The following is a 22176-nucleotide window of genomic DNA, read 5'->3' on the forward strand; positions in this document are numbered from 1 at the left end:
TGATTTATAACTAAATAATAAAATATAAACAAGGCATATTTAAAAATAAAAAAGCACGGAATTTGACGAAGAACCATTCGTTTTTAGTAGGTCATACGCTGAATAAACTTTTTTCGAGAATCAAGGCAGGGGGAACGCTCAATAATAAAGAAACAATGCACGCTTTACCCGTTTCAGGACTGAACAATATAGAGAATTGCCAAATTAACGAAGGCCGAGTTTCATACCTTACAGACTGCATGCGCATAATACTTGTATAGGAGTAAGATTTTGTGTGTTCATAGTAAAGTGTTTTTCAATTCAGTTACCAACCTGTTTCATTCCATCCGGCTGCGGAATACCATTGCAAATTCTTAAAATAAGCATTCCATTTTGAAAAACTTTCGTACGGAATATAACAACCAATACCTGAATACACCTCAGGATCTATATTCACAAAACCAGCATCATCCACATAATCTTTATAAACAATAACCTTTGACAGTTGTTCTTCAAAAGCAGGAGGAATATTGTTACTTGTCAGTTCACGCACAAAAGCTCGAAAATCATATGTTGAATAATTTAGCGGAGAACGTCCATAACCATAATTTGTTTGAAAATAATTTATTTTATTACTATCAAACCTAGTCAAATTCCCCTGATACTGTCCCATAATCGAATGAGTTATACTTGCCAACGCTTGCATTTCATCCGTTTTTATCACGGCAATGGTAGCCCAAGGAATACGTTCCGTACATTCATTTTTATAGAAATCAACATAATCTTTCGCTACATTTATTGCATTTTGTTGCGCATTATCCGCAGCCAGCAAATATTTTACCATTTTAAAATAGGGAAATCCTTTATCCCATACCTCCGTAGGGGAAAGTATTAAATAATCAGCAACATTTCTTAATTCATAAGCAGCCTCCACTTGAGACATTAAACAAGCATCAAATAGTATATAATCAAAATGAATACCTGATTGCTTCAAAGCGACCGATAAATCAGGTATATTAATTTTAGCTCCACTATCATCTCCAAAAGAACGACTTTTACTATCATCTACCGGCAACCATCCAGTAGCATGAGAGCCAAAAATCAGACTATACTTTTCAGCAGGACAATAAGCTTCTACATCCTTCAGAACCCTATTTATAACTTCATTAGACACAGAATTCTGACTACTATAGGTTTTTATTACTTCTCTTTTACTAACTTTCCCCTTGCCATCCACTTCATATTTAAATAAAGTCGGATCTGGGAATTCGCTTTTCCTACTCCCACCGTCCCAATAGATTACAAATGTACCAGGAGATGTAGCCTTGATCAATCCCTCCTCTACCGACGCTATATTACTGTATATATCACCACTTATACTGTTGTCGGCAACAAGATACATGAGAACTGTTTTTACGGTTACCGGAATAGGCGTATCGTCATCATCGCCACAAGCAGATAAAATAGCCAACAACCCTACAAACAAGGATAATATTTTAATCTTTTTCATAATATTTTCATTACTAACGGGACAAAGATAAAAAAATAAGAGATGCAAAACTGCATCTCTTACCATATTAACATTAACAATTCAAGTATTATTCTTCCGGTTTCGTAAAGTGGAATTTTTCCGACTCAATCTTCGATACCGTTATTCTCTTATTCCTTTTATATTTATTCAGAATCTTCGTTGCTTCCTTCTCCAGTTTCTTTCTGTTTTCCGAGAAGTAAATCATACAGGTACTATTCTGCTGCAACTGATTATCCTCCAGATAATTCTTCAACTGATAACTATACAATTCACGATGAGTCAGGAAACCTTCCTTGCTGACTTTTGCACTGTCCAATATCTGAATATCCGTGAAATAAACAACCGAGTCAGTAAATGACGCAGAGATTCCAAAAGCATAAACAGGTTTAGAGTGGTCTTTTTTCAGAGAAAAAGCGGAGCACATGGTAAACACAAGTGCAATGGCAAATAGTATTTTTACGTATTTCATATCATATAATTTTAATTGTGGCAAAGGTAACAAAAAAGAGGAGATATCCTCTATTTATCTTGAAGAAATAGCATTTCTTAGTCATAGACCCATAGCAGCACAGGCTTCTTTTCCGCCTTGAGCAATGCATCTACTTTCCTCATTACATTATCGGAGATTACAGGGCATCCCTGGCTGATACCTAACGGAATATGCATGGGATAAACTTCCGTTTCGGGCATAGGCGAATAAGAATGAAGGACGATGATGCGCTTGAAAGCATTGTCATTCGTCACTTCCAGACCATGCAGTTTATAATGCACATTGATTCCCCATTTACTATACGAACGTATGCCGACCTTATACTTTCCCAAAGAAGAACAATAGCTCCCTTCCACATTGCTGAAAACAGGTTTGGAAACCGTGCTGTTCTTACCATATCCATGCGCACAGAGACTGGCATATTTGACAGAATCCCCTTTCATATCCCAAACGAAAAAACGCCTTTTGCCTGAATGCAGGCTGAAATCCACCAGAAAGCAATAATTCGTACTATATCCGTTTTTCGAGCAATAAGCTTTTGCCGCTTGCGCCTTTTCCCGCAAGCGTTGTTCGGTTTTAGCAGGCACGACAGATTCAGAAGCAGTGCATCTTCCGTATGCCACCCACCCCACTCCCAGAATGATAAGAATAGACAGGATTAAAAAAAACTTCTTCATAAGGACACCATAGTATTAAGAACAGAAACAACAGATGATATTTCAAATAAGACACTTCAAAGAAGATACTTAAAATAAAAAGCCGCATAAGTACATTCTTCGATATGAAAAGTGCGACTTATGCGACTCAAGTTCTTTTTTCTTTCAGAAACTGATATTTCTTACTTATCCCAAGTAAGATTTGAGCAATTTACTACGATTACTTTGTCTAAGTCTTCTAATTGCTTTTTCTTTAATCTGGCGAACGCGCTCACGTGTGAGGCCAAACTTATCGCCGATTTCTTCTAACGTCATTTCTTGTTGTCCGATACCGAAAAACATCTGAATGATTTCTTTTTCTCTATCGGTTAACGTAGAAAGAGCTCTATCAATTTCCCTCGCAAGAGACTCATTAACAAGAGAACGATCCGCCATAGGCGAGTCATCGTTCACCAACACATCCAGCAGGCTGTTGTCTTCTCCTTCCACGAAAGGCGCATCCACCGAAATATGACGGCCGGACACCTTCAGTGTATCAGAGATTTTATCAACCGGGATTTCCAGTTCGTCTGCCAACTCTTCAGGAGACGGACGCCGCTCGTTTTCCTGTTCGAACTTCGAGAAGGCTTTGCTGATTTTATTCAGCGAACCTACCTGGTTCAACGGGAGACGAACAATACGCGACTGCTCTGCCAATGCTTGCAGAATAGACTGACGAATCCACCATACAGCGTAGCTGATAAACTTGAATCCACGTGTTTCATCAAACTTTTCGGCAGCCTTAATCAGTCCTAAATTGCCCTCATTAATCAAGTCAGGCAAACTCAAACCCTGGTTCTGGTACTGTTTGGCCACAGATACGACGAAACGAAGATTGGCACGTGTCAGTTTCTCTAATGCCACACGGTCACCCTTACGAATGCGTTGAGCGAGTTCTACTTCTTCCTCGACAGTAATCAGGTCTTCACGGCCGATTTCCTGCAAATACTTGTCAAGAGAAGCGCTCTCTCTGTTAGTGATACTTTTGGTAATCTTTAGTTGTCTCATTCTTTAAAAACAGATTTGGAGTGCAAAGTTACGACAAATAATTTGTTAACATACAAAATTAAGTAACTTTTACACTAAATTTTTCTACTAATAAAACAAAAAGAGATGCCGACAAGTTGTCCGTCGGCATCCTTTTTCTATTTCATTAGCTAATCCTGAATCTTATTACCTTATTTTATACCTTATTCCTGAGTCAAGTCAACTGCGAAGTATCCGCGTTTACCGGACGGGAACACACCTGTCAGGAACAATACCTGGTTCGGTGATTTAACAGCAGCTTTCATTACTTCTTCGAGGTCGCTGACTTTGCGCATCGGCTGGTCGTTTGCTTTCAGGATGATGAATCCTTTGCGAACTCCCGCGTCTGACATCTTACCGGAAGAAACTCCTGTCACTTGCAGACCGTAGCCCAAATTCAATTGCTTCTTCACGTCATCCGGCAACTCTTTGAAAGCAGCTCCCAGGATTTCCATACCTGCATCTTTCACAATCTTGGTAGTACCCTGTTCGTTCTTCAACGTTACTTCGACGGTCTTTTCCTTCTTGTCACGCATCAGTTTCACTTTCACCTTATCACCCGGACGATGTTTAGCGATAGCTTCCTGCAAGTCTGCCATATTGGACACTTTCTTGTTGTCCAGACCGATAATTACGTCGTCCACCTTGATGTCAGCACCGGATGCAGAACCGTTTTCAACGATTTCAGAAACCCATACGCCATCTACGACACCCAGTTCTTTGGCTTTATCCGCTAATGTCTTACCGGATTTGTCAATCGGCTGACGGTCGTCCATCAAGCTGCTACCGATAGAGCCGCCACGGATACCGAGCAATGCACGCTGTACAGTTCCATATTGTTTCAGGTCGGCAATAACTTTCGTCATAATACTGGTCGGGATAGCGAAGCCATATCCAGCGTATGCTCCTGTCGGAGAAGAAAGCACGGAGTTGATACCCACCAATTCACCTTTGGCATTGACCAATGCACCACCACTGTTACCTTGGTTGATAGCGGCATCCGTCTGGATAAATGATTCTATACCACCACTATACACTCCCAACGAACGCGCTTTTGCACTTACGATACCTGCGGTTACAGTAGAGTTCAGATTGAACGGGTTACCTACTGCCAATACCCACTCTCCTACTTTCAATGCTTCGGAGTCTCCTACCGGAATAGTCGGGAAATCATCCCCTTCGATTTTCACCAATGCAAGGTCGGTGCTTGGGTCAGTTCCAATGACACGTCCTTTGAATTCACGGTTGTCATTCAACTTCACGCTGATTTCGTCAGCACCATCAATTACGTGGTTGTTCGTTACGATATAGCCATCCTTTGAGATGATAACTCCCGAACCGAAACCCACACGAGGTTGTGATTGTATCTGACGTTGCTGTCCGCGTCCGTCACCGAAGAAGAAATCGAAGATGTCCGGCGCCTGCTGAACAGTTCTTGTTTTAGCTTCTTGGGTAGACCTTATATGTACAACAGCATGAAGAGAGTTTTCCGCAGCCTGGGTCAAATCGATAGGTTGAGCGTTCACAGCATCAAAAGCAGCCAATTTCACATTGGGATTCTGCTTGAACATCTCATTAAAAGATGTCTCTGTGGCAGTCTGGTTGGATTGCAACAATTTGTAGGTTGTCAATCCTGCAACTCCTGAGCTAAGAAGAACGATTGCTCCTACTCCCAGAATGTTCTTTGTTGTCTGTTTCATGATTTATAATTCTTTAAAATGTTAATATTCGACATTGTTTTAACTTTTACGACGTTAAAATAATAACAAATATCGTTCACTTATTATACTTGTCACTCTTTTTTGTCCTCTTTTAACAGAGAATATTTAGAGCTTAACAGCGGTTAACGACAGCACCTGACAAATTTACATTCGTTGTATGTCAGTTGTCATTAACACTCTGACATTCATTCAGTAAGACTAGATTTTCATGACAGCTATTCCGGGCAGGAGTTACCGCGGCAGATAATAGGGATTGTGTTCCGTCGTATTCATCCCCTTCTCCTTATTTATATAAGGCAGGAAACGGACAGCAAAAAGCAGACGTCCCGTATTAAATTCATCATAGTTCTTATCCGCAGGTTCAAAACTGCTGATATGCACATCTCCCAAAGCATGGATAAACTGCTTATCTCCGAGATAAATCCCCACATGGGAGATTCCTTCCTTTTGTCCGGCAGTGGATTTCCGGCCGAAGAACACCAAATCTCCGCGTTGCACATTGGAGATATCAGGCGCAATTTCGATACGTTCGCCTACATACGCTTGTTGCGACGCGTCTCTCGGAATAATAATATCGTGCATGAACAGCACCGTCCGAACCAAACCGCTGCAATCTACCCCTTTCGAAGAAGTTCCCGCCCATAGATAAGGGATTCCCATCATCGTATAAGCCGTTTCGATAATACTTTCAACATCTTGTTTCAGGGAAGCTCTCCATTGGGTTTCGGGCTGCGAGATAGATTTCGGGATATAAGCTTGCCGACCGTCCGGATAAGACACTTTATAAAAATGTCCTTTATTTCCTTCCCATTTCAGACGATTGCCTGCCACTACATCAGATACGGGTTGTGATTTTTCATCCGGCTTCTCGTAAGTAAATCCGTAATGTGAGGTCACGACAATCTTTTCCGCACGGTTCCATCCATTATATTGTTCTTTGGACATGGGAGTGATTACCATCCGGTGTACCCATCCGGTATAATCGTCCGGTGTCTGAATCTCATACCAGCCCGTATATTGAAGCACCTTGACGGGCATTCCCAATAATGCCTGCGTACTCATGCCGGAGGTAAACTTACCTTCTTCGCGCATATTGCAAACAGAAACATGTACTACCCCATAGGCCGAATCAGCAGGCATGGGGCGTATCTCCTGTGCTTTCAGACTTGTGGCAAGAATCACCGGCAAGCAACAGAAAAAGAGGATATTTTTCTTCATCGAATCACGTTTTATGAATAGCAAAGGTAGAAATTATTTCTATTTATGGTACTTTCTTTGGCTAAAACAAAATAAATGACGTACTTTTGCAGTCTAAAGCAGTTGGCCGGTCTGTCGCGTGTACGTCAGCGTGCAGGAGGAAAGTCCGGGCAACACAGAGCATCCTACTTCCTAACAGAAAGCTGTCCGCGAGGGTAGAGTAACGTAGAAGAAAATAACCGCCGCTCCTTTCGGGGAGAGGTAAGGGTGAGAAGGTGGGGTAAGAGCCCACCAGCCGCATGGTGACATGTCGGGCTGTACGTCTTAGGAGTTGTAAGGTCATGTAAACCGGCGTTATGAGAGTTGCTCGCTCCATGTCGGAGGGTAGACCGCTAAAGTGTCGTGGTGACACGCCACTCAGATAAATGACAGGCACCTTATTTATATAAGGTACAGAACTCGGCTTATAGGCTGACTGCTTTTTCTTTTTTTTAAACTATGAGCCATGAAGAAGAAAATCACTGATATATGGAAATTCCTCACGTATGACATCTGGCGCATTACGGAAGGTGAAGTGACAAGAACGAAGTTCTCGCTCTACAATATCATCAAGACCATCTATCTCTGTATCAACCGGTTTACGAAAGACCGGATGGCAAATAAAGCATCGGCTCTGACATACAGCACCCTGCTTGCCATTGTGCCGATACTGGCTATCCTGTTCGCCATTGCGCGCGGATTCGGATTTGACAATCTGATGGAACATCAGTTCCGCAATGGTTTCGGTGGGAATATAGAAACCACGGAAGCAATTCTCTCTTTCGTTGATTCCTACCTCTCACAAACTAAAGGCGGCCTTTTCATCGGTGTAGGCTTGGTGATGTTACTATGGACGGTCATCAATCTGGTCAGCAATATAGAAATCACATTCAATCGTATTTGGGAAGTAAAGAAAGCACGTTCCATGTATCGCAAGATTACGGATTATTTCTCCATGTTCCTGCTGATGCCGATTCTGATTGTTGTCTCCGGCGGTCTTTCCATATTTGTAAGTACCATGCTCAAGCAAATGGACGACTTCGTACTGTTGGCCCCTATCATGAAATTCCTGATACGGCTCATACCTTTTGTGCTGACATGGATGATGTTCACGGGACTCTATATCTTTATGCCGAATACCAAAGTGAAATTCAAGCATGCATTCATTGCAGGTATACTGGCAGGAACCGCTTATCAGATATTCCAATACTTATATATCAGCAGCCAGGTGGGCGTATCAAAATACAATGCTATTTACGGTAGCTTTGCCGCCTTGCCTTTGTTCCTGCTTTGGCTGCAAATATCCTGGACTATCTGCCTGTTCGGTGCAGAACTGACATACGCCGGACAGAATATCCAAAGTTTCAGCTTCGACCAGGACACCCGGAATATCAGCCGGCGTTACCGGGACTTTATTTCTATTCTGATTATGTCCCTCATCGCCAAACGATTTGAAAAGAACGAGCCGCCATATACCGCTTCGGAAATATCGGAAGAACATAAAATCCCGATCCGGCTCACCAATCAGGTACTTTATCAATTACAAGAGATAGACTTGATACATGAAGTTGTGACCGACACAAAAAGCGAGGAAATAGGCTACCAGCCGTCAATGGATATTAACCAACTGAACGTAGCCATCCTGCTCGACCGACTGGACACCTACGGCTCCGAAAATTTCAAGATTGATAAAGACGAAGAATTCAGTGACGAATGGAAAGTGCTGACCGAATCCAGAGAGGAATACTATAAAAAGGCAAGTAAAGTATTACTGAAGGATTTATAAGAAGCAAGAATAAGGAAGCACTGCCTCAAATCGTGAAGATGAACTTGACACAATTATAATAAAGAAAAATGAAAAAACTACTAATCAGTGCTTTTGCCCTATGTTTCGCAGGAGCAATCGCAGCACAGGAATCCCCGCTATGGATGCGTCATTGCGTCCTATCGCCGGATGGTACAACCATTGCCTTCACGTACAAAGGAGACATCTACACCGTACCGGCCACCGGCGGACGTGCCACACAAATCACTACCAATCCGGCTTTCGACACAGAACCGGTATGGAGTCCCGACGGAAAACAAATCGCCTTTGCATCCGACCGTATGGGAAGCCTCGATGTTTTCACCGTATCCAAAGACGGTGGAGTCCCCCAACGCCTGACCACGCACTCCGGCAGTGAAAAGCCCGTTGCTTACAAAGACAATAATCATATCCTGTTTACAGCTAATATCGCGCCTTCCACCGAAGATGCCGGATTTCCTTCCGGACAGTTTCAACAGGTGTATGAAGTAGCCGTGACAGGAGGACGCCCCGTCATGTTTTCATCCATGCCGATGGAATGCATCTCCATCAATAAAGACGGAATATTGCTCTATCAGGACAAAAAGGGATACGAAGACTACTGGCGCAAGCATCAAGTATCCCCTATCGCCCGTGACATCTGGAGCTATATTCCCGGAAAGACACCGGTTTACCAAAAGCAAACGACTTTCGGTGGTGAAGACCGCGAACCGGTTTGGGCTCCCGATAGCAAATCATTCTATTACCTGAGTGAAGAGAAAGGTTCTTTCAACGTATTCCAACGTACTCCCGGAGCCGCTACCGCCAAGCAGATTACTTTCCATACCAAGCATCCCGTCCGCTTTTTAAGCGTAGCCGCCGACGGTAAACTCTGCTACGGTTATAACGGTGAAATCTACACACTTGCTCCGGGTGGAAAACCGCAGAAAGTAAACGTTACTATCTTGTCTGACAAGAATGACAAAGACATTATCCGCCAAATCAGATCGAACGGTGCTACCGACATCGCCGTATCTCCCAAAGGAAAAGAGGTTGCGTTTATCATGCGCGGCGATGTCTACGTCACTTCCATTGACTACAAGACAACGAAGCAAATCACGAACACTCCCGACCAGGAGCGCAATCTGAGTTTCTCTCCCGACGGCCGGACGTTAGTTTACTCTTCGGAACGCAACGGACTCTGGCAGCTCTACACTTCAACCATCGTGCGCAAGGACGAAAAGCAATTCACCTATGCCACTGAATTGAAGGAAGAACGCCTGACGAAATCCAATGTCGCTTCTTTCGAGCCGCAATTCAGCCCTGACGGAAAGGAAATCGCTTTCCTTGAGAACCGCACCGCTATCCGTGTCATCAACCTGAAAAGCAAAGCAGTGCGCACGGTCATGGATGCCAAATACCAGTATTCTTATGCAGACGGTGACCAATGGTTCCAGTGGAGTCCCGACAGCAAATGGATTCTTTCGGACTTCATCGGCATAGGCGGCTGGAACAATAAAGACGTCGTATTACTCAAAGCCGACGGAAAGGGTGAAATGGTCAACCTGACCGAAAGCGGATATGGCGACAGCAATGCCAAATGGGTACTCGGCGGAAAAGCTATGATATGGAACAGTGACCGTGCCGGATACCGCAGCCATGGTAGTTGGGGAAGCGAAAGAGACGCTTATATCATGTTCTTCGATGTGGATGCCTACAACCGCTTCATGATGAACAAAGAAGACCTCGCCCTGCTTGAAGAAGCTGAAAAAGCAGAGAAAGCCGAAAAAGATAAAAAGGAAAAGGCTGAAAAAGAAAAAGCCGACAAGAAGAAAGACAAGAAAGGAACGAAGAAAGACGATAAAAAAGAAGATAAGAAAGAGGACGCAGACAAGAAAGAAGAAGTAAAACCACTCACTTTCGACCTTGAAAACCGTTTTGACCGTATCGTTCGCCTGACTGTTAATTCTTCCCGTCTCGGTGATGCCGTACTCACTCCGAAAGGTGACGCACTCTATTATCTTGCCGCATTTGAGGGTGGTTATGATTTATGGGAACATAAATTGAAAGAGAACACCACTAAAATATTGTTGAAAGGAGTTGGCGGCGGCGCATTAATCCCCGACAAAGAAGGAAAGAACATCTTTATGTGTACAGGGGGACAACTGAAGAAAATAGAAATTGCCGGCAGCAAAATCACCCCGATTAGCTTCGAGGCTTTCTTTGATTACCGTCCTTACGAGGAACGCGCGTATATCTTTGACCACGTCTACCAGCAAGTTAACGACAAATTCTATGTTGCCGACCTTCAAGGAACTGACTGGAAAGGATACAAAGAAGCATACCAACGCTTCCTGCCACATATCAACAACAACTATGACTTCGCCGAAATGTTGAGCGAAATGCTCGGAGAGCTGAACGCTTCACATACCGGAGCCCGTTTCGGAGCAGGTAGCAGCGCACTGCCTACCGCTACATTAGGTGTATTCTATGACGAATCATACAAGGGCGCAGGATTGAAAATTAAAGAAATTCTCGCCCAAAGTCCTTTTACGCAGAAAAAGACAGATGTGAAAGCAGGATGTATCATCGAAAAGATAGACGGAAAAGCCATTGAAGCCAATGCGGATTATTTCCCGTTATTCGAAGGCAAAGTAGGACGTAAAGTCATACTCACCGTATATGATCCCGCTACCAAAAAGCGCTTTGAAGAAACAGTAAAAGCCATCAGCTATGGCGCTCAAAGCGAATTGCTCTACAAACGTTGGGTAAAACGTTGCGCCCAAAAAGTGGAAGAGCTTTCCGGCGGACGAATCGCTTATGTACATATCAAAGGAATGGATAGTCCGAGTTTCCGCAAGATGTATTCCGAACTGTTGGGACGCTATCGCAATAAAGAAGCGGTCATTGTAGATACCCGTCATAATGGCGGCGGATGGTTGCACGACGATGTAGTAACGCTGCTTAACGGAAAAGAATACCAGCGTTTCGTTCCACGCGGACAGTACATCGGCAGCGACCCGTTCAACAAATGGCTGAAGCCATCATGTATGCTGACCTGTGAAGACAATTACAGCAACGCTCACGGCACCCCATACGTATATAAGACATTAGGCATCGGCAAACTGATAGGTGCTCCCGTTGCCGGAACCATGACTGCCGTATGGTGGGAACGTCAGATAGACCCGTCTATCGTATTCGGTATTCCGCAGGTGGGCTGCATGGATATGCAGGGAAAATATCTCGAAAATCAGACTTTGCAACCTGACATTCTGGTCTACAACGAACCGGGAGCGAGCCTGAAAGGTGAAGATGCCCAACTGAAAGCAGCAGTAGACCATCTTCTGAAAGAGTTGTCAAAAAAGAAGTAAACATGCCATTATAAAAGCCCCGCAATCGGGGCTTTTATAATAAGCTATTTATCAACGATTTAACACATCTATTTTTGGTCTAAATGAAACAGGTCGTTCCTTTAAAAGAAAGGCATCGTTGGTTTAAAAGGAATGACCTCTTCCTTTTAAACCAACGATGCCTTTCTTTTATATAGTAATTTGTAAGTGTGAAATATTTACCTTTTAGAATCAGTAATGGTTGTAAGATACCACTTTCTCCTTCGGCTTCCTCATCTTCTTACGTTTCTCCTTCACCGGATAGCCTATCGCAATATCCAGCAGCACACGCTTGGAAGCAGGAATTCCCGTCAGCCGCTTCATTTCCTTTTCGTCAAACCAGCCCAGGATACACGACCCCAAGCCTTCACTTTCAGCAGCCAACGTGATATGAGCGGCGGCAATTCCAATATCAATCAACGGAAAATGCTTATCCTTCACTTTCCCACCTAGCAAAGAAGTGATATTAGCCGATTCTTCCACAACCAGAATATGCACGGGAGCATCCTTGGCAAATTTGTTCATTCCCAGTCCTGCCGCCGCTTTGCCGATCTTCAAAGCCAGTTCACGGTCAGTTATTACCACAAACTTCCACGGCTGCGCATTACAGGCAGAAGGAGCCATACGCCCCGCCTCTAAAATCCGTTCCAGTTTGTCAGCTTCCACGGGGCGTTCCTTATCATACGCCCGGTCACTCTGACGTGAAAGCACCAATTGCAGAAAATCACCGGATTCCATCTTACTTATATTGAATCATCCGGCTGATATACTTACCTATAATATCAAACTCGATATTCACCACACTGCCGATGGTAAACGTATGGAAGTTGGTATGCTCATAAGTATAAGGAATGATAGCCACCTGGAAAGTATCATCTGTAGGATTACAAACCGTCAGGCTGACACCGTTCACCGTCACCGAACCTTTATCTACAGTGATATATCCTCGTTTCGCCATCTCCTTGTCGCACGCATATTGGAAAGTGAAGTACCAGCTTCCTTCCGCATCCTTGATATCAATGCAGGTAGCAGTCTGATCCACATGTCCCTGCACAATATGACCATCCAAGCGACCATTCATCATCATGCTACGCTCTACGTTCACCTTATCTCCCACTTTCAGCAGACCCAGATTAGAACGTTCCAGCGTTTCCTTCATAGCAGTCACCGTGTACGTATCATCCGTCATGCTCACTACCGTCAGGCATACGCCGTTATGAGAAATACTCTGGTCGATTTTCAACTCATTTACAAATGAACACTTAAAAGTAAAGTGTATATTCTCCTGGTCTTTCACCAGCGCTACCAAGGTAGCATATTCTTCTACGATTCCGGAAAACATAATGTTATTTACGATTAAAAAAACTCTTTTTTATATACGGCTCAAAGATACAAATAAGCTGGCAGGAAAGAAAATAAGAGCATAAAAAAAAGGGGCTTTTCACAAAGCTCCTTTTTTCAGTTTTCAATAGGTATTAGTTTTTTTTAAGGTAAAAAGATTGTTTTCAGGATAACGGTGCAAATATAGGTGCTTTTACCGATATTATCCAAATTATAAAACATGTCATATAACATCTTTTTGAAATTTCTTTGGATTTATTATCATTTGAGCAAGAACACCCGTAACCTGTCCGTTACAGGAGACAAATATAAGACAAATTTCCAAGGAGCACTAATTTCTGTTTAAAAATATGCGAATATTTATTTCTCGGGATAGTGTTCCTCTGTTTTTCCACGATGCTTCAAGACCTTTGCATCAACGAAAAAAACGATCTCTTCGGCTATATTCGTGATGTGGTCGCCTGAACGTTCCAACTTACGGAATACACTGACCAAGTCGAGACAGGTAAGCGCAGTCTCCGGATGTTCAATGATATAGTTCGCCAGAACTCCGGTGGCTTCCGCATTGATTTCGTCCAAGAGATTATCTTTGGCAAATACACCCGCCGCCAGTTCGATACTCTCCTCATTCAAGGCACGTTTCGCCAATTCGAGCATCGACAATACCTCCGCCTGCATTTCCGCCAGACGAAGGCGGTTCATCAGTTCCGCGTCGAGCACCGGCTCTTTACAGCGAATCACAAAACGGGCGATTCCTTCTGCAAAGTCACCCAAACGTTCCAGGTTCGTATTGATCTTCAGCATCGCCAACACAAAACGAAGGTCGATTGCCACCGGGTTGTATAAGGCAATAATATCTTCCACGTCACTGTCTATCTTCAACTCGAAAGCATTCACCCTGCGCTCACGAACCATCACCTGTTGAGCCAGTTCCTTGTCAAGCGTCAGTACAGCCTCTCCGGCACGGTCAAGCTGATTATATACCAATGTCCACATTTCATCCACTTCCTTCTTCAACAGGATGAGTTCCGATTCTATAAACTTTACCATAGTCTATTCTATATAAATGATTAATATTTTATCCAAAGCGCCCCGTAATGTAATTCTGCGTAGCCTCTTTCTCCGGATTGGTGAATATCTTTTTCGTCTGGTCGAACTCCACCATTTCACCCAGATAAAAGAAAGCCGTCTTATCGCTGACACGGGCCGCCTGCTGCATATTGTGCGTGACGATGACAATCGTATAGTCCTTTTTCAGTTCATGAATCAACTCCTCTACTTTCGCCGTCGAAATAGGGTCGAGCGCGGATGCAGGCTCGTCCATCAACAATACCGAAGGAGATACCGCCATCGCACGGGCAATGCAAAGGCGCTGCTGCTGTCCGCCGGAGAGCGCATAAGCCGATTCCTTCAACTTATCCTTCACCTCATCCCAGAGAGCCGCCCCTTTCAATGTTTCTTCCACGCGCTGGCGGATGAAAGCGTTATCTTTCACCCCATTCACCCGAAGTCCGTAAGCCACATTCTCGAAGATGCTTTTCGGGAAAGGGTTGGGACGTTGGAATACCATTCCCACATTCTTGCGCAACTCGTCCACTTCCACGCCCTTCGCATAGATATTCTGTCCGTCGATACGGATTTCCCCTTCCAGGCGGGTAGCGGGAATCAAATCGTTCATGCGGTTGAAAAGCCGGAGAAAGGTAGACTTTCCGCAACCGGAAGGGCCGATAAAGGCAACGACCGACTTCTCTTCAATCTGCATACTGATGCCCTTCAACGCATGGAAATCACCATACCAGAAGTTCACGTCACGCGCGTCTATTTTCACTGTATCCATATACTTATTTAGTTCGTTTTTACTCTTTTCTCAAAATATTTTCTCAACGCATTTGCCAGCAAGTTCACCAGCAGGATAATCACAATCAATACCAATGCCGTGCCGTAAGCCAATGGCAACTGCGCTTCCATATCCGTTCCGCTCGTAGAAATCACATACAAGTGATAAGGCAACGCCATGCACTGATCCAGGATGCCGGTCGGCAACTGCGGCAGGAAGTACGCGGCACAAGTAAACAGAATCGGAGCCGTCTCACCCGAGACACGTCCCAATGCCAAAATCAGCCCTGTGATAATATTCGGCATCCCCATCGGCAGAATCACGTGCCAGATGGTCTGCAACTTGGTCGCTCCCAATGCCCGGCTGCCTTCACGCATACTGTCGGGAATCGCTTTCAAGGCCTCTTCCGTTGTCCGAATGACCAAAGGTACGCAAAGCAAACCTAACGTCAAAGACCCTGCCAGAATACTATCCCCAAAGCTCATGTAATTGACAAACAGCGCCATGCCGAACAAACCGAACACGATAGAAGGAATACCGCTCAGATTATTGGTCATCACCCGTATAAAGCGTACCAACTTCCCCTTCGGCGCATATTCATTCATATAAATCCCACTCATCACCCCTATCGGGAAAGCAAACAGCGCACTGCCCGTCATCAGATAGAAAGTTCCGACTATAGCCGGCCAGATGCCACCCCCTGTCATCCCATCCGTAGGAGACGATGTGAGGAACTCCCAACTGATGGCACCGCTCCCCTTATAAATAATGAAGCCCAAAATCGCGAACAATATCAGCACGATACAAAGACTCAACAGTCGGAATATCCCGAAAGCAATCTTCTGCGAACGGTGCTTAGCCTTATTATTACTTCTTATTTCCATGTTATTTGCTGCGTTTTAATCCTTTAGAGGAAATATACTCCACACTAAAGTTGATAATCAATGTAATGAAGAACAGAACGACACCCAGCAGGAACAAAGCCTGATAGTGAGGCCCGCCCGCCGGAGCTTCCCCCAACTCCGCCGCGATGGTAGCCGGAATGGTGCGCAACGGTTCGAGAATCGTTGTCGGAATCACAGCCGCGTTACCCGTCACCATCAATACCGCCATCGTCTCTCCGATAGCACGTCCGATGCCGAGCACCACGCCCGAAGTAATCCCCGATATGGAATACGGAATCACCACCTTATAAATCGTCTGCCATTGCGTAGCTCCCAGTGCCAGGCTCGCTTCCCGCATGTCGCGCGGGCAATTTCTCATCGCGTCTTCCGTCACCGTTATAATGGTAGGCAGCGCCATAATAGCCAGCACGATACTGCCTGCCAATCCGCTCTCCCCTACCGGAAGATCAAATACTTTCTGAATCATCGGTACAATGACAATCAGCCCGAAAAAGCCATAGACAACGGAAGGAATGCCGCTCAACAATTCGATAATAGGTTTCAGCCAGTTCCGCACTTTCGGGTTTGCCACTTCGGACATATAGATAGAAACCGACAAGCCGAACGGCAAAGCGAAAAGAATGGCGAACAGGCTCACCCATAACGTACCGGTAATCAAAGGCAGAAAGCCGAATTGGGCAGCCGGAGTAGCCGTCGGAAACCATTCGGCACCCACAAACACATCTTTCACGGAAATCGTATTATCCTCTATGAAATGCACCGCATCCGGATGAACAATGAATTTCTGCGGTACGAATGCCACGATACCGGGCGTTTTCTCTACCAGTTCCGTGATTTTATCCCCTGCATACTCATAGGCAGGGCCGAGTTCTTCTTCCGTATAATACCGCGTAATATCTTCCAGACGAAACACCCGGATAGGAAGATCATCCCCACCGAGCTCTTTCCAGTTCGTTATCTCCTCGTCGAAAACATTCTTTATCTGTTCAGGACTCAATACGCTTACCTTATTTGTCTTATTCAATGCCAACACATACCCTTCCTCGATCACCTTGCTTTTAAATAATCCGAAAGCCTCCGTAAACAGGAAAAGCACAATCAGCAAAATAGTAATACTTGTTACGAAGCCGCTACAAGTCAAAACTCCTTCTATAATCCTTTCTAAAACCTTTTTCATACCTCTTGATTTCTGATGCAAAGAAAGCATCTCTTTATTAAGGCGGTGTGACTAACGCTTGAAGGAAATGTTTCAATCCTGTTACATTTGTATTACAAGTATCATTTTCCCGCCATATGAAACAGAAATGTAATATCCGATTGCTTTATTTGCACCGACAATAAACAAAGAATCATTATGAAAATCAGAAGAAACTTATTGATAGCCCTTTCGCTGTTCGCAGTCAGTGCCAGCGCACAACGCATCAAAGGCAGCGACACGGTACTGCCTGTCGCCCAGCAGACAGCAGAACGGTTTATGAACCGGCAGCCCGATGCCCGTGTCACCGTCACCGGTGGCGGAACCGGTGTCGGCATCTCCGCCCTGATGGATAACACTACGGATATCGCAATGGCTTCGCGCCCGATAAAATTCAGCGAAAAGATGAAAATCAAAGCGGCAGGAGAAGAAGTGGACGAAGTGATTGTAGCCTATGATGCCCTCGCCGTAGTGGTACACCCATCCAACCCTGTGAAGCAGCTCACCCGCCAGCAACTGGAAGACATCTTCCGGGGAAAGATAACCAACTGGAAACAAGTGGGCGGAGACGACCGCAAGATAGTGGTTTACTCCCGCGAAACATCTTCCGGTACTTATGAATTTTTCAAAGAGAGTGTCCTGAAAAACAAGAACTACATGGCGAGCAGCCTTTCCATGCCGGCAACGGGCGCTATCATCCAGTCCGTCAGCCAGACGAAAGGAGCTATCGGGTACGTCGGACTGGCATACGTGTCCCCTCGCGTGAAGACGCTCTCCGTATCCTATGACGGAAGCCACTACGCCACGCCCACAGTAGAGAACGCCACCAACAAGACCTACCCCATCGTACGCCCCCTTTACTACTATTATAATGTAAAGAACAAGGAACAAGTCGATCCCCTGATTCAATATATTCTCTCACCCGACGGACAGGACATTATAAAAAAGAGCGGTTATATTCCGGTTAAATAAAAAAAATGTCCTACTTTTGTAGCCTGAATCATGTATTAACATAAATCGTTATGACAGATATTAAAAACGAAGAAGTAGCAGGTGAAAAGAAAAGCCTGAACTTTATAGAGCAGGCAGTAGAGAAAGACTTGAAAGAAGGTAAAAACGGTGGAAAAGTGCAGACACGTTTCCCGCCCGAACCTAACGGATACCTTCACATCGGCCATGCCAAAGCTATTTGCCTTGATTTCGGCATCGCAGAAAAACATGGCGGTGTATGCAACCTTCGTTTCGACGACACAAACCCCACCAAGGAAGATGTGGAATATGTAGAAGCCATCAAAGAAGATATCCAGTGGTTAGGCTACCATTGGGGAAACGAATACTACGCTTCCGATTATTTCCAGCAATTATGGGACTTCGCTATCCGCCTGATAGAGGAAGGAAAAGCATATATCGACGAACAGAGTTCCGAACTGATTGCGCAGCAAAAAGGTACTCCCACCCAGCCGGGTGTGGAAAGCCCTTACCGCAACCGCCCCATCGAAGAAAGCCTTGAGCTTTTCAAAAAGATGAACAGCGGCGAGATTGAAGAAGGCGCTATGGTGCTCCGTGCCAAGATTGACATGGCAAACCCGAATATGCACTTCCGCGACCCGATTATCTATCGCGTAGTGAAGCATCCGCACCACCGTACGGGCACTACATGGAAAGCCTATCCGATGTACGACTTCGCCCACGGGCAGAGTGACTTCTTTGAAGGAGTGACTCACTCACTGTGTACCCTCGAATTTGTGGTACACCGTCCGCTCTACGACCTCTTCATCGACTGGTTGAAAGAAGGCAAAGACCTGAACGACAACCGTCCCCGCCAGACAGAGTTCAACAAGCTGAACCTGAGCTACACGCTGATGAGCAAACGCAACTTGCTGACTCTGGTAAAAGAAGGCCTGGTGAACGGATGGGACGACCCCCGTATGCCGACTATCTGCGGTTTCCGCCGTCGCGGCTACTCACCGGAAGCCATCCATAAGTTTATCGACAAAATCGGTTATACTACCTATGATGCGCTGAACGACATCGCCCTGCTGGAAAGCTCTCTCCGTGACGACCTGAACAGCCGTGCTATCCGCGTATCCGCCGTCATCAATCCAGTGAAGCTCATCATCACGAACTACCCCGAAGGACAGGTAGAGGAACTGGAAGCCATCAACAACCCGGAAGATCCGGAAGCAGGAAGCCACCTTATCGAGTTCAGCCGCGAATTGTGGATGGAACGTGAGGACTTCATGGAAGATGCTCCCAAGAAATATTTCCGCATGACACCGGGACAGGAAGTACGTCTGAAAAATGCCTATATTGTAAAATGCACAGGTTGCAAGAAAGACGAGAACGGCGTGATTACAGAGGTTTATTGCGAATACGACGCCAATACCCGCAGCGGTATGCCGGACGCCAACCGCAAAGTGAAAGGTACATTGCACTGGGTGAGCTGCAACCACTGCATGCAGGCAGAAGTGCGCTTGTACGACCGTCTGTGGAAAGTAGAGAATCCGCGTGACGAATTGGCCGCCATCCGCGAAGCTAAAAACTGCGATGCCCTGGAAGCCATGAAAGAAATTATAAATCCCGATTCATTGAAGGTATTGCCCAACTGCTACATAGAGAAGTTCGCAGCAACCCTGCCGCCACTCTCCTACCTGCAGTTCCAACGAATCGGTTACTTCAACGTAGACAAAGACTCCACCCCTGAAAAACTGGTCTTCAACCGCACAGTAGGCTTGAAAGACACGTGGGGGAAGATTAATAAATAAACGGGCCGACCATCGGCTTGACTTTATAAAATGGGGCTGTGACAAAAGAGAATCTGAAACTTTTGCAACAGCCCCATCTTAGCAATAAAAAAATTATAAAATAAAATGGCTAGAAAAAACTCATCATCCGCCAAAAAGGAACTGGTGGAACTAATCACAAACTACGAAGCAGCAAAAGCAGACGACCGACAACTCTATCTGGACGGCGACCAACTGGCTGACATCGCCGACTGGTATGCCACCGAACGAAAATTTGACGAAGCGCAGGAAGTCATCAACTACGGACTTCATCTGCACCCCAGAAGCACGGACTTGCTGATAGAGCAGGCTTACCTTTACCTGGACACCCAAAAGCTGCAAAAGGCAAAGACAGTGGCCGCCGCCATCACCGAAGAATATGAACCTGACGTGAAAATGCTGAAAGCCGAACTACTGCTGAACGAAGGAAATCTGGAAGAAGCCCAAGGGCTTCTGAACTCGATAGAAGATGCCGATGACCTTGCCACCATCACCGATATCGTATATCTCTTCCTTGATTTGGGTTATCCCGAAAATGCCAAAGCATGGCTCGAAAGAGGAAAATCACGATATGCCGACAAGCAGGATTATCTGGCTCTTACCGCCGATTATCTATTCGCCACTCACCAAACGGAAGCCGCAATCGAAGCTTACAACAAACTGATTGACAAAGCCCCTTACAATGCTTCCTACTGGATGGGACTGGCAAAATGTCATTTTATTGAAGAGAATGTAGACAAGACCGTCGAAGCCTGTGACTTCGCACTGGCAGCCGACGAAAACTGCGGAGAAGCCTATGCCTACAAGGCACATAGCTTTTTCTATCTGAACAACTCGGATGAAGCCATCGAGAATTACCTGAAGGCTATTAAATACAAGTCAATTCCCCCCGAACTGGGCTATATGTTCATGGGATTGTCCTACGCCAATAAGGAAGAATGGCAGAAAGCCGACGATTGTTATACCAAAGTAATCGACTGCTTTGAAAAAGAAGGAGACAGAGACTCTATCTTACTGATAGACACATATACCAGCAAAGCCTTCGCCCTCTCCAATCTGCAAAGATATGAAGAAGCGCATCAGCTCTGCGACAAAGCCAAGAAACTAAACCCCGACGAAGGACTTATCTACCTGACGGACGGAAAAGTATATCTGGCGGAAGAAATGGAAGACCTGGCATCCGAAGCTTTCCAAAAGGCCATAGAACTTAATCCCGGCGTGGAAATGTGTTATCTGGTTGCTTCCACCTATTCGGAAAACGACTATCTGTATGACGCGAAAGAATACTACGAGATGGCCTACAAGCTCGACCCGAAGTATGAGTTAGTGACCGAAAAGCTAAGTGTCCTCTGTCTCATGAGCAACGAAATAGAAGATTTCTTCAAATACAACAGTGAATGCAAGAGTCCACTCGGACTGGACGTCATCGAGGACTTGCTTGCCAGTCCCAATCATAGGGCGGAAGATGAAAAGGCACTCAAGGAAGTATTGAAGCGCATGAAAAGAGAGAATAAGAAAAAAGGAAAATAATCAATCAATTAAATAAACTCTATCCCTAAAAATCATGGAATCAGTAGCTTTTATCCAGTGGTGTCTGGATCATTTAAATTATTGGACTATCACCTTATTAATGACCATCGAAAGTTCTTTTATACCTTTCCCTTCGGAAGTGGTCATCCCGCCGGCAGCCTACAAAGCTGCAGTCAACGACGAGCTTAATATTTATCTGGTAGTTTTATTCGCTACTATCGGGGCAAATATCGGAGCGCTAATCAACTATTACCTGGCAAAATGGCTGGGACGCCCCATCATCTACAAATTTGCCAATAGCCGTATCGGCCATATGTGCCTGATTGATGAGGAGAAAGTACGCAATGCCGAAATTTACTTCGACAAGCACGGCGCACTGTCCACCTTTATCGGCCGTTTGATTCCCGCTGTCCGCCAATTGATTTCAATTCCTGCCGGACTGGCTCAGATGAAACTGCATACATTCCTGATATATACCACTCTGGGAGCCGGATTGTGGAATACTATCTTAGCTGTTATCGGTTATCACCTGGCTAAAGTTCCCGGCATCGAAAGCGAAGCGCAGCTTATAGCTAAAGTGACGGAATACAGCCACGAGATAGGTTATGTCTTTATTGCCATCGCCGTATTTGTCGTTGCATTCCTGATTTATAAAGGGATGAAGAAGAAGTAATATATTTCAGGCACGGATTTCACGGATTAACGCGGTTTTAATAAAATATATCATTAAACAAC

At 45.0% G+C, this 22176-nt stretch carries 18 protein-coding genes and 1 other RNA gene; 7 read left to right on the plus strand and 12 right to left on the minus strand.

What is annotated here, in order from left to right:
• Positions 1-304: 304 nt before the first annotated feature.
• The 6 genes from AB5443_RS24685 to AB5443_RS24710 all read right to left on the minus strand — a co-directional run bounded on the left by AB5443_RS24685 (position 305) and on the right by AB5443_RS24710 (position 6660).
• Positions 305-1489 (minus strand): clostripain-related cysteine peptidase, encoded by a 1185-nt coding sequence (locus AB5443_RS24685; RefSeq protein ID WP_283140064.1) that lies wholly within the window; start codon positions 1487-1489, stop codon positions 305-307.
• Between the two features lie 88 nt (positions 1490-1577).
• Positions 1578-1979: a hypothetical protein gene (locus tag AB5443_RS24690; protein ID WP_277135797.1), complete on the minus strand. Its 402-nt coding sequence runs from the start codon at positions 1977-1979 to the stop codon at positions 1578-1580.
• A gap of 77 nt (positions 1980-2056) precedes the next feature.
• Complete coding sequence (locus AB5443_RS24695; protein ID WP_277135798.1) at positions 2057-2677, minus strand: murein L,D-transpeptidase catalytic domain-containing protein; 621 nt, start codon at positions 2675-2677, stop codon at positions 2057-2059.
• A 165-nt stretch (positions 2678-2842) separates the two neighbouring features.
• On the minus strand, positions 2843-3703 hold the full coding sequence (locus AB5443_RS24700; protein ID WP_002561589.1) for an RNA polymerase sigma factor RpoD/SigA: 861 nt from the start codon (positions 3701-3703) through the stop codon (positions 2843-2845).
• A gap of 182 nt (positions 3704-3885) precedes the next feature.
• On the minus strand, positions 3886-5421 hold the full coding sequence (locus tag AB5443_RS24705; protein ID WP_022136623.1) for a trypsin-like peptidase domain-containing protein: 1536 nt from the start codon (positions 5419-5421) through the stop codon (positions 3886-3888).
• Positions 5422-5673: 252 nt separating this feature from the next.
• Positions 5674-6660, minus strand: coding sequence for a C40 family peptidase (locus AB5443_RS24710; RefSeq protein WP_277135800.1), 987 nt, complete (start codon positions 6658-6660; stop codon positions 5674-5676).
• Positions 6661-6758: 98 nt separating this feature from the next.
• Here AB5443_RS24710 and rnpB point away from each other — a divergent pair.
• The 3 genes from rnpB (at position 6759) to AB5443_RS24725 (ending at position 11832) form a co-directional block, all read left to right on the plus strand.
• Positions 6759-7122: RNase P RNA component class A (rnpB, locus tag AB5443_RS24715), an RNA gene on the plus strand.
• A gap of 22 nt (positions 7123-7144) precedes the next feature.
• Positions 7145-8464: a YihY/virulence factor BrkB family protein gene (locus AB5443_RS24720; protein ID WP_022136641.1), complete on the plus strand. Its 1320-nt coding sequence runs from the start codon at positions 7145-7147 to the stop codon at positions 8462-8464.
• 68 nt (positions 8465-8532) lie between these two features.
• The gene (locus tag AB5443_RS24725; protein WP_277135309.1) at positions 8533-11832 is read left to right on the plus strand and encodes a S41 family peptidase; all 3300 of its coding nucleotides are present in this window, start codon (positions 8533-8535) and stop codon (positions 11830-11832) included.
• A 210-nt stretch (positions 11833-12042) separates the two neighbouring features.
• Here the strand turns inward: AB5443_RS24725 and AB5443_RS24730 are convergent, their stop codons facing one another.
• From AB5443_RS24730 to pstC, 6 genes are all read right to left on the minus strand, one after another.
• On the minus strand, positions 12043-12588 hold the full coding sequence (locus tag AB5443_RS24730) for a nitroreductase family protein (RefSeq protein WP_073342822.1): 546 nt from the start codon (positions 12586-12588) through the stop codon (positions 12043-12045).
• Position 12589: 1 nt separating this feature from the next.
• Entirely contained in the window at positions 12590-13192 is a 603-nt protein-coding gene (locus tag AB5443_RS24735; RefSeq protein WP_022136644.1) for a riboflavin synthase, read from the minus strand.
• 359 nt (positions 13193-13551) lie between these two features.
• Positions 13552-14241: a phosphate signaling complex protein PhoU gene (gene phoU, locus AB5443_RS24740; protein WP_022136646.1), complete on the minus strand. Its 690-nt coding sequence runs from the start codon at positions 14239-14241 to the stop codon at positions 13552-13554.
• Between the two features lie 28 nt (positions 14242-14269).
• Positions 14270-15028: a phosphate ABC transporter ATP-binding protein PstB gene (gene pstB / locus AB5443_RS24745; protein ID WP_022136647.1), complete on the minus strand. Its 759-nt coding sequence runs from the start codon at positions 15026-15028 to the stop codon at positions 14270-14272.
• Positions 15029-15036: 8 nt separating this feature from the next.
• The gene (pstA, locus tag AB5443_RS24750; RefSeq protein WP_022136648.1) at positions 15037-15912 is read right to left on the minus strand and encodes a phosphate ABC transporter permease PstA; all 876 of its coding nucleotides are present in this window, start codon (positions 15910-15912) and stop codon (positions 15037-15039) included.
• Between the two features lies 1 nt (position 15913).
• Positions 15914-17110 (minus strand): phosphate ABC transporter permease subunit PstC, encoded by a 1197-nt coding sequence (pstC, locus tag AB5443_RS24755; protein WP_073343506.1) that lies wholly within the window; start codon positions 17108-17110, stop codon positions 15914-15916.
• Positions 17111-17287: 177 nt separating this feature from the next.
• Between pstC and AB5443_RS24760 the strand changes: the two genes are divergently transcribed.
• The 4 genes from AB5443_RS24760 to AB5443_RS24775 all read left to right on the plus strand — a co-directional run bounded on the left by AB5443_RS24760 (position 17288) and on the right by AB5443_RS24775 (position 22114).
• Positions 17288-18100 (plus strand): PstS family phosphate ABC transporter substrate-binding protein, encoded by an 813-nt coding sequence (locus tag AB5443_RS24760; protein WP_277135311.1) that lies wholly within the window; start codon positions 17288-17290, stop codon positions 18098-18100.
• 50 nt (positions 18101-18150) lie between these two features.
• A complete protein-coding gene (locus AB5443_RS24765; protein WP_277135312.1) occupies positions 18151-19893 on the plus strand; it encodes a glutamine--tRNA ligase/YqeY domain fusion protein in 1743 nt (580 codons plus the stop codon).
• Between the two features lie 105 nt (positions 19894-19998).
• Positions 19999-21441, plus strand: a complete 1443-nt coding sequence (locus tag AB5443_RS24770; protein WP_277135313.1) for a lipopolysaccharide assembly protein LapB — start codon at positions 19999-20001, stop codon at positions 21439-21441.
• Between the two features lie 34 nt (positions 21442-21475).
• On the plus strand, positions 21476-22114 hold the full coding sequence (locus AB5443_RS24775; RefSeq protein WP_022137854.1) for a DedA family protein: 639 nt from the start codon (positions 21476-21478) through the stop codon (positions 22112-22114).
• Positions 22115-22176: the final 62 nt, after the last annotated feature.

It is taken from the genome of Bacteroides sp. RTP21281st1_H5_RTP21281_210402 (assembly GCF_040918965.1).
In the GTDB taxonomy this organism is placed as follows: Bacteria; Bacteroidota; Bacteroidia; order Bacteroidales; family Bacteroidaceae; genus Bacteroides; species Bacteroides congonensis.

Excerpts from the sequence above, each read along its gene's own strand:
- AB5443_RS24685 (WP_283140064.1), bottom strand. The coding sequence starts at position 1,489 with ATGAAAAAGATTAAAATATTATCCTTGTTTGTAGGGTTGTTGGCTATT.
- AB5443_RS24690 (WP_277135797.1), bottom strand. The coding sequence starts at position 1,979 with ATGAAATACGTAAAAATACTATTTGCCATTGCACTTGTGTTTACCATG.
- AB5443_RS24695 (WP_277135798.1), bottom strand. The coding sequence starts at position 2,677 with ATGAAGAAGTTTTTTTTAATCCTGTCTATTCTTATCATTCTGGGAGTG.
- AB5443_RS24700 (WP_002561589.1), bottom strand. The coding sequence starts at position 3,703 with ATGAGACAACTAAAGATTACCAAAAGTATCACTAACAGAGAGAGCGCT.
- AB5443_RS24705 (WP_022136623.1), bottom strand. The coding sequence starts at position 5,421 with ATGAAACAGACAACAAAGAACATTCTGGGAGTAGGAGCAATCGTTCTT.
- AB5443_RS24710 (WP_277135800.1), bottom strand. The coding sequence starts at position 6,660 with ATGAAGAAAAATATCCTCTTTTTCTGTTGCTTGCCGGTGATTCTTGCC.
- AB5443_RS24720 (WP_022136641.1), top strand. The coding sequence starts at position 7,145 with ATGAAGAAGAAAATCACTGATATATGGAAATTCCTCACGTATGACATC.
- AB5443_RS24725 (WP_277135309.1), top strand. The coding sequence starts at position 8,533 with ATGAAAAAACTACTAATCAGTGCTTTTGCCCTATGTTTCGCAGGAGCA.
- AB5443_RS24730 (WP_073342822.1), bottom strand. The coding sequence starts at position 12,588 with ATGGAATCCGGTGATTTTCTGCAATTGGTGCTTTCACGTCAGAGTGAC.
- AB5443_RS24735 (WP_022136644.1), bottom strand. The coding sequence starts at position 13,192 with ATGTTTTCCGGAATCGTAGAAGAATATGCTACCTTGGTAGCGCTGGTG.
- phoU (WP_022136646.1), bottom strand. The coding sequence starts at position 14,241 with ATGGTAAAGTTTATAGAATCGGAACTCATCCTGTTGAAGAAGGAAGTG.
- pstB (WP_022136647.1), bottom strand. The coding sequence starts at position 15,028 with ATGGATACAGTGAAAATAGACGCGCGTGACGTGAACTTCTGGTATGGT.
- pstA (WP_022136648.1), bottom strand. The coding sequence starts at position 15,912 with ATGGAAATAAGAAGTAATAATAAGGCTAAGCACCGTTCGCAGAAGATT.
- pstC (WP_073343506.1), bottom strand. The coding sequence starts at position 17,110 with ATGAAAAAGGTTTTAGAAAGGATTATAGAAGGAGTTTTGACTTGTAGC.
- AB5443_RS24760 (WP_277135311.1), top strand. The coding sequence starts at position 17,288 with ATGAAAATCAGAAGAAACTTATTGATAGCCCTTTCGCTGTTCGCAGTC.
- AB5443_RS24765 (WP_277135312.1), top strand. The coding sequence starts at position 18,151 with ATGACAGATATTAAAAACGAAGAAGTAGCAGGTGAAAAGAAAAGCCTG.
- AB5443_RS24770 (WP_277135313.1), top strand. The coding sequence starts at position 19,999 with ATGGCTAGAAAAAACTCATCATCCGCCAAAAAGGAACTGGTGGAACTA.
- AB5443_RS24775 (WP_022137854.1), top strand. The coding sequence starts at position 21,476 with ATGGAATCAGTAGCTTTTATCCAGTGGTGTCTGGATCATTTAAATTAT.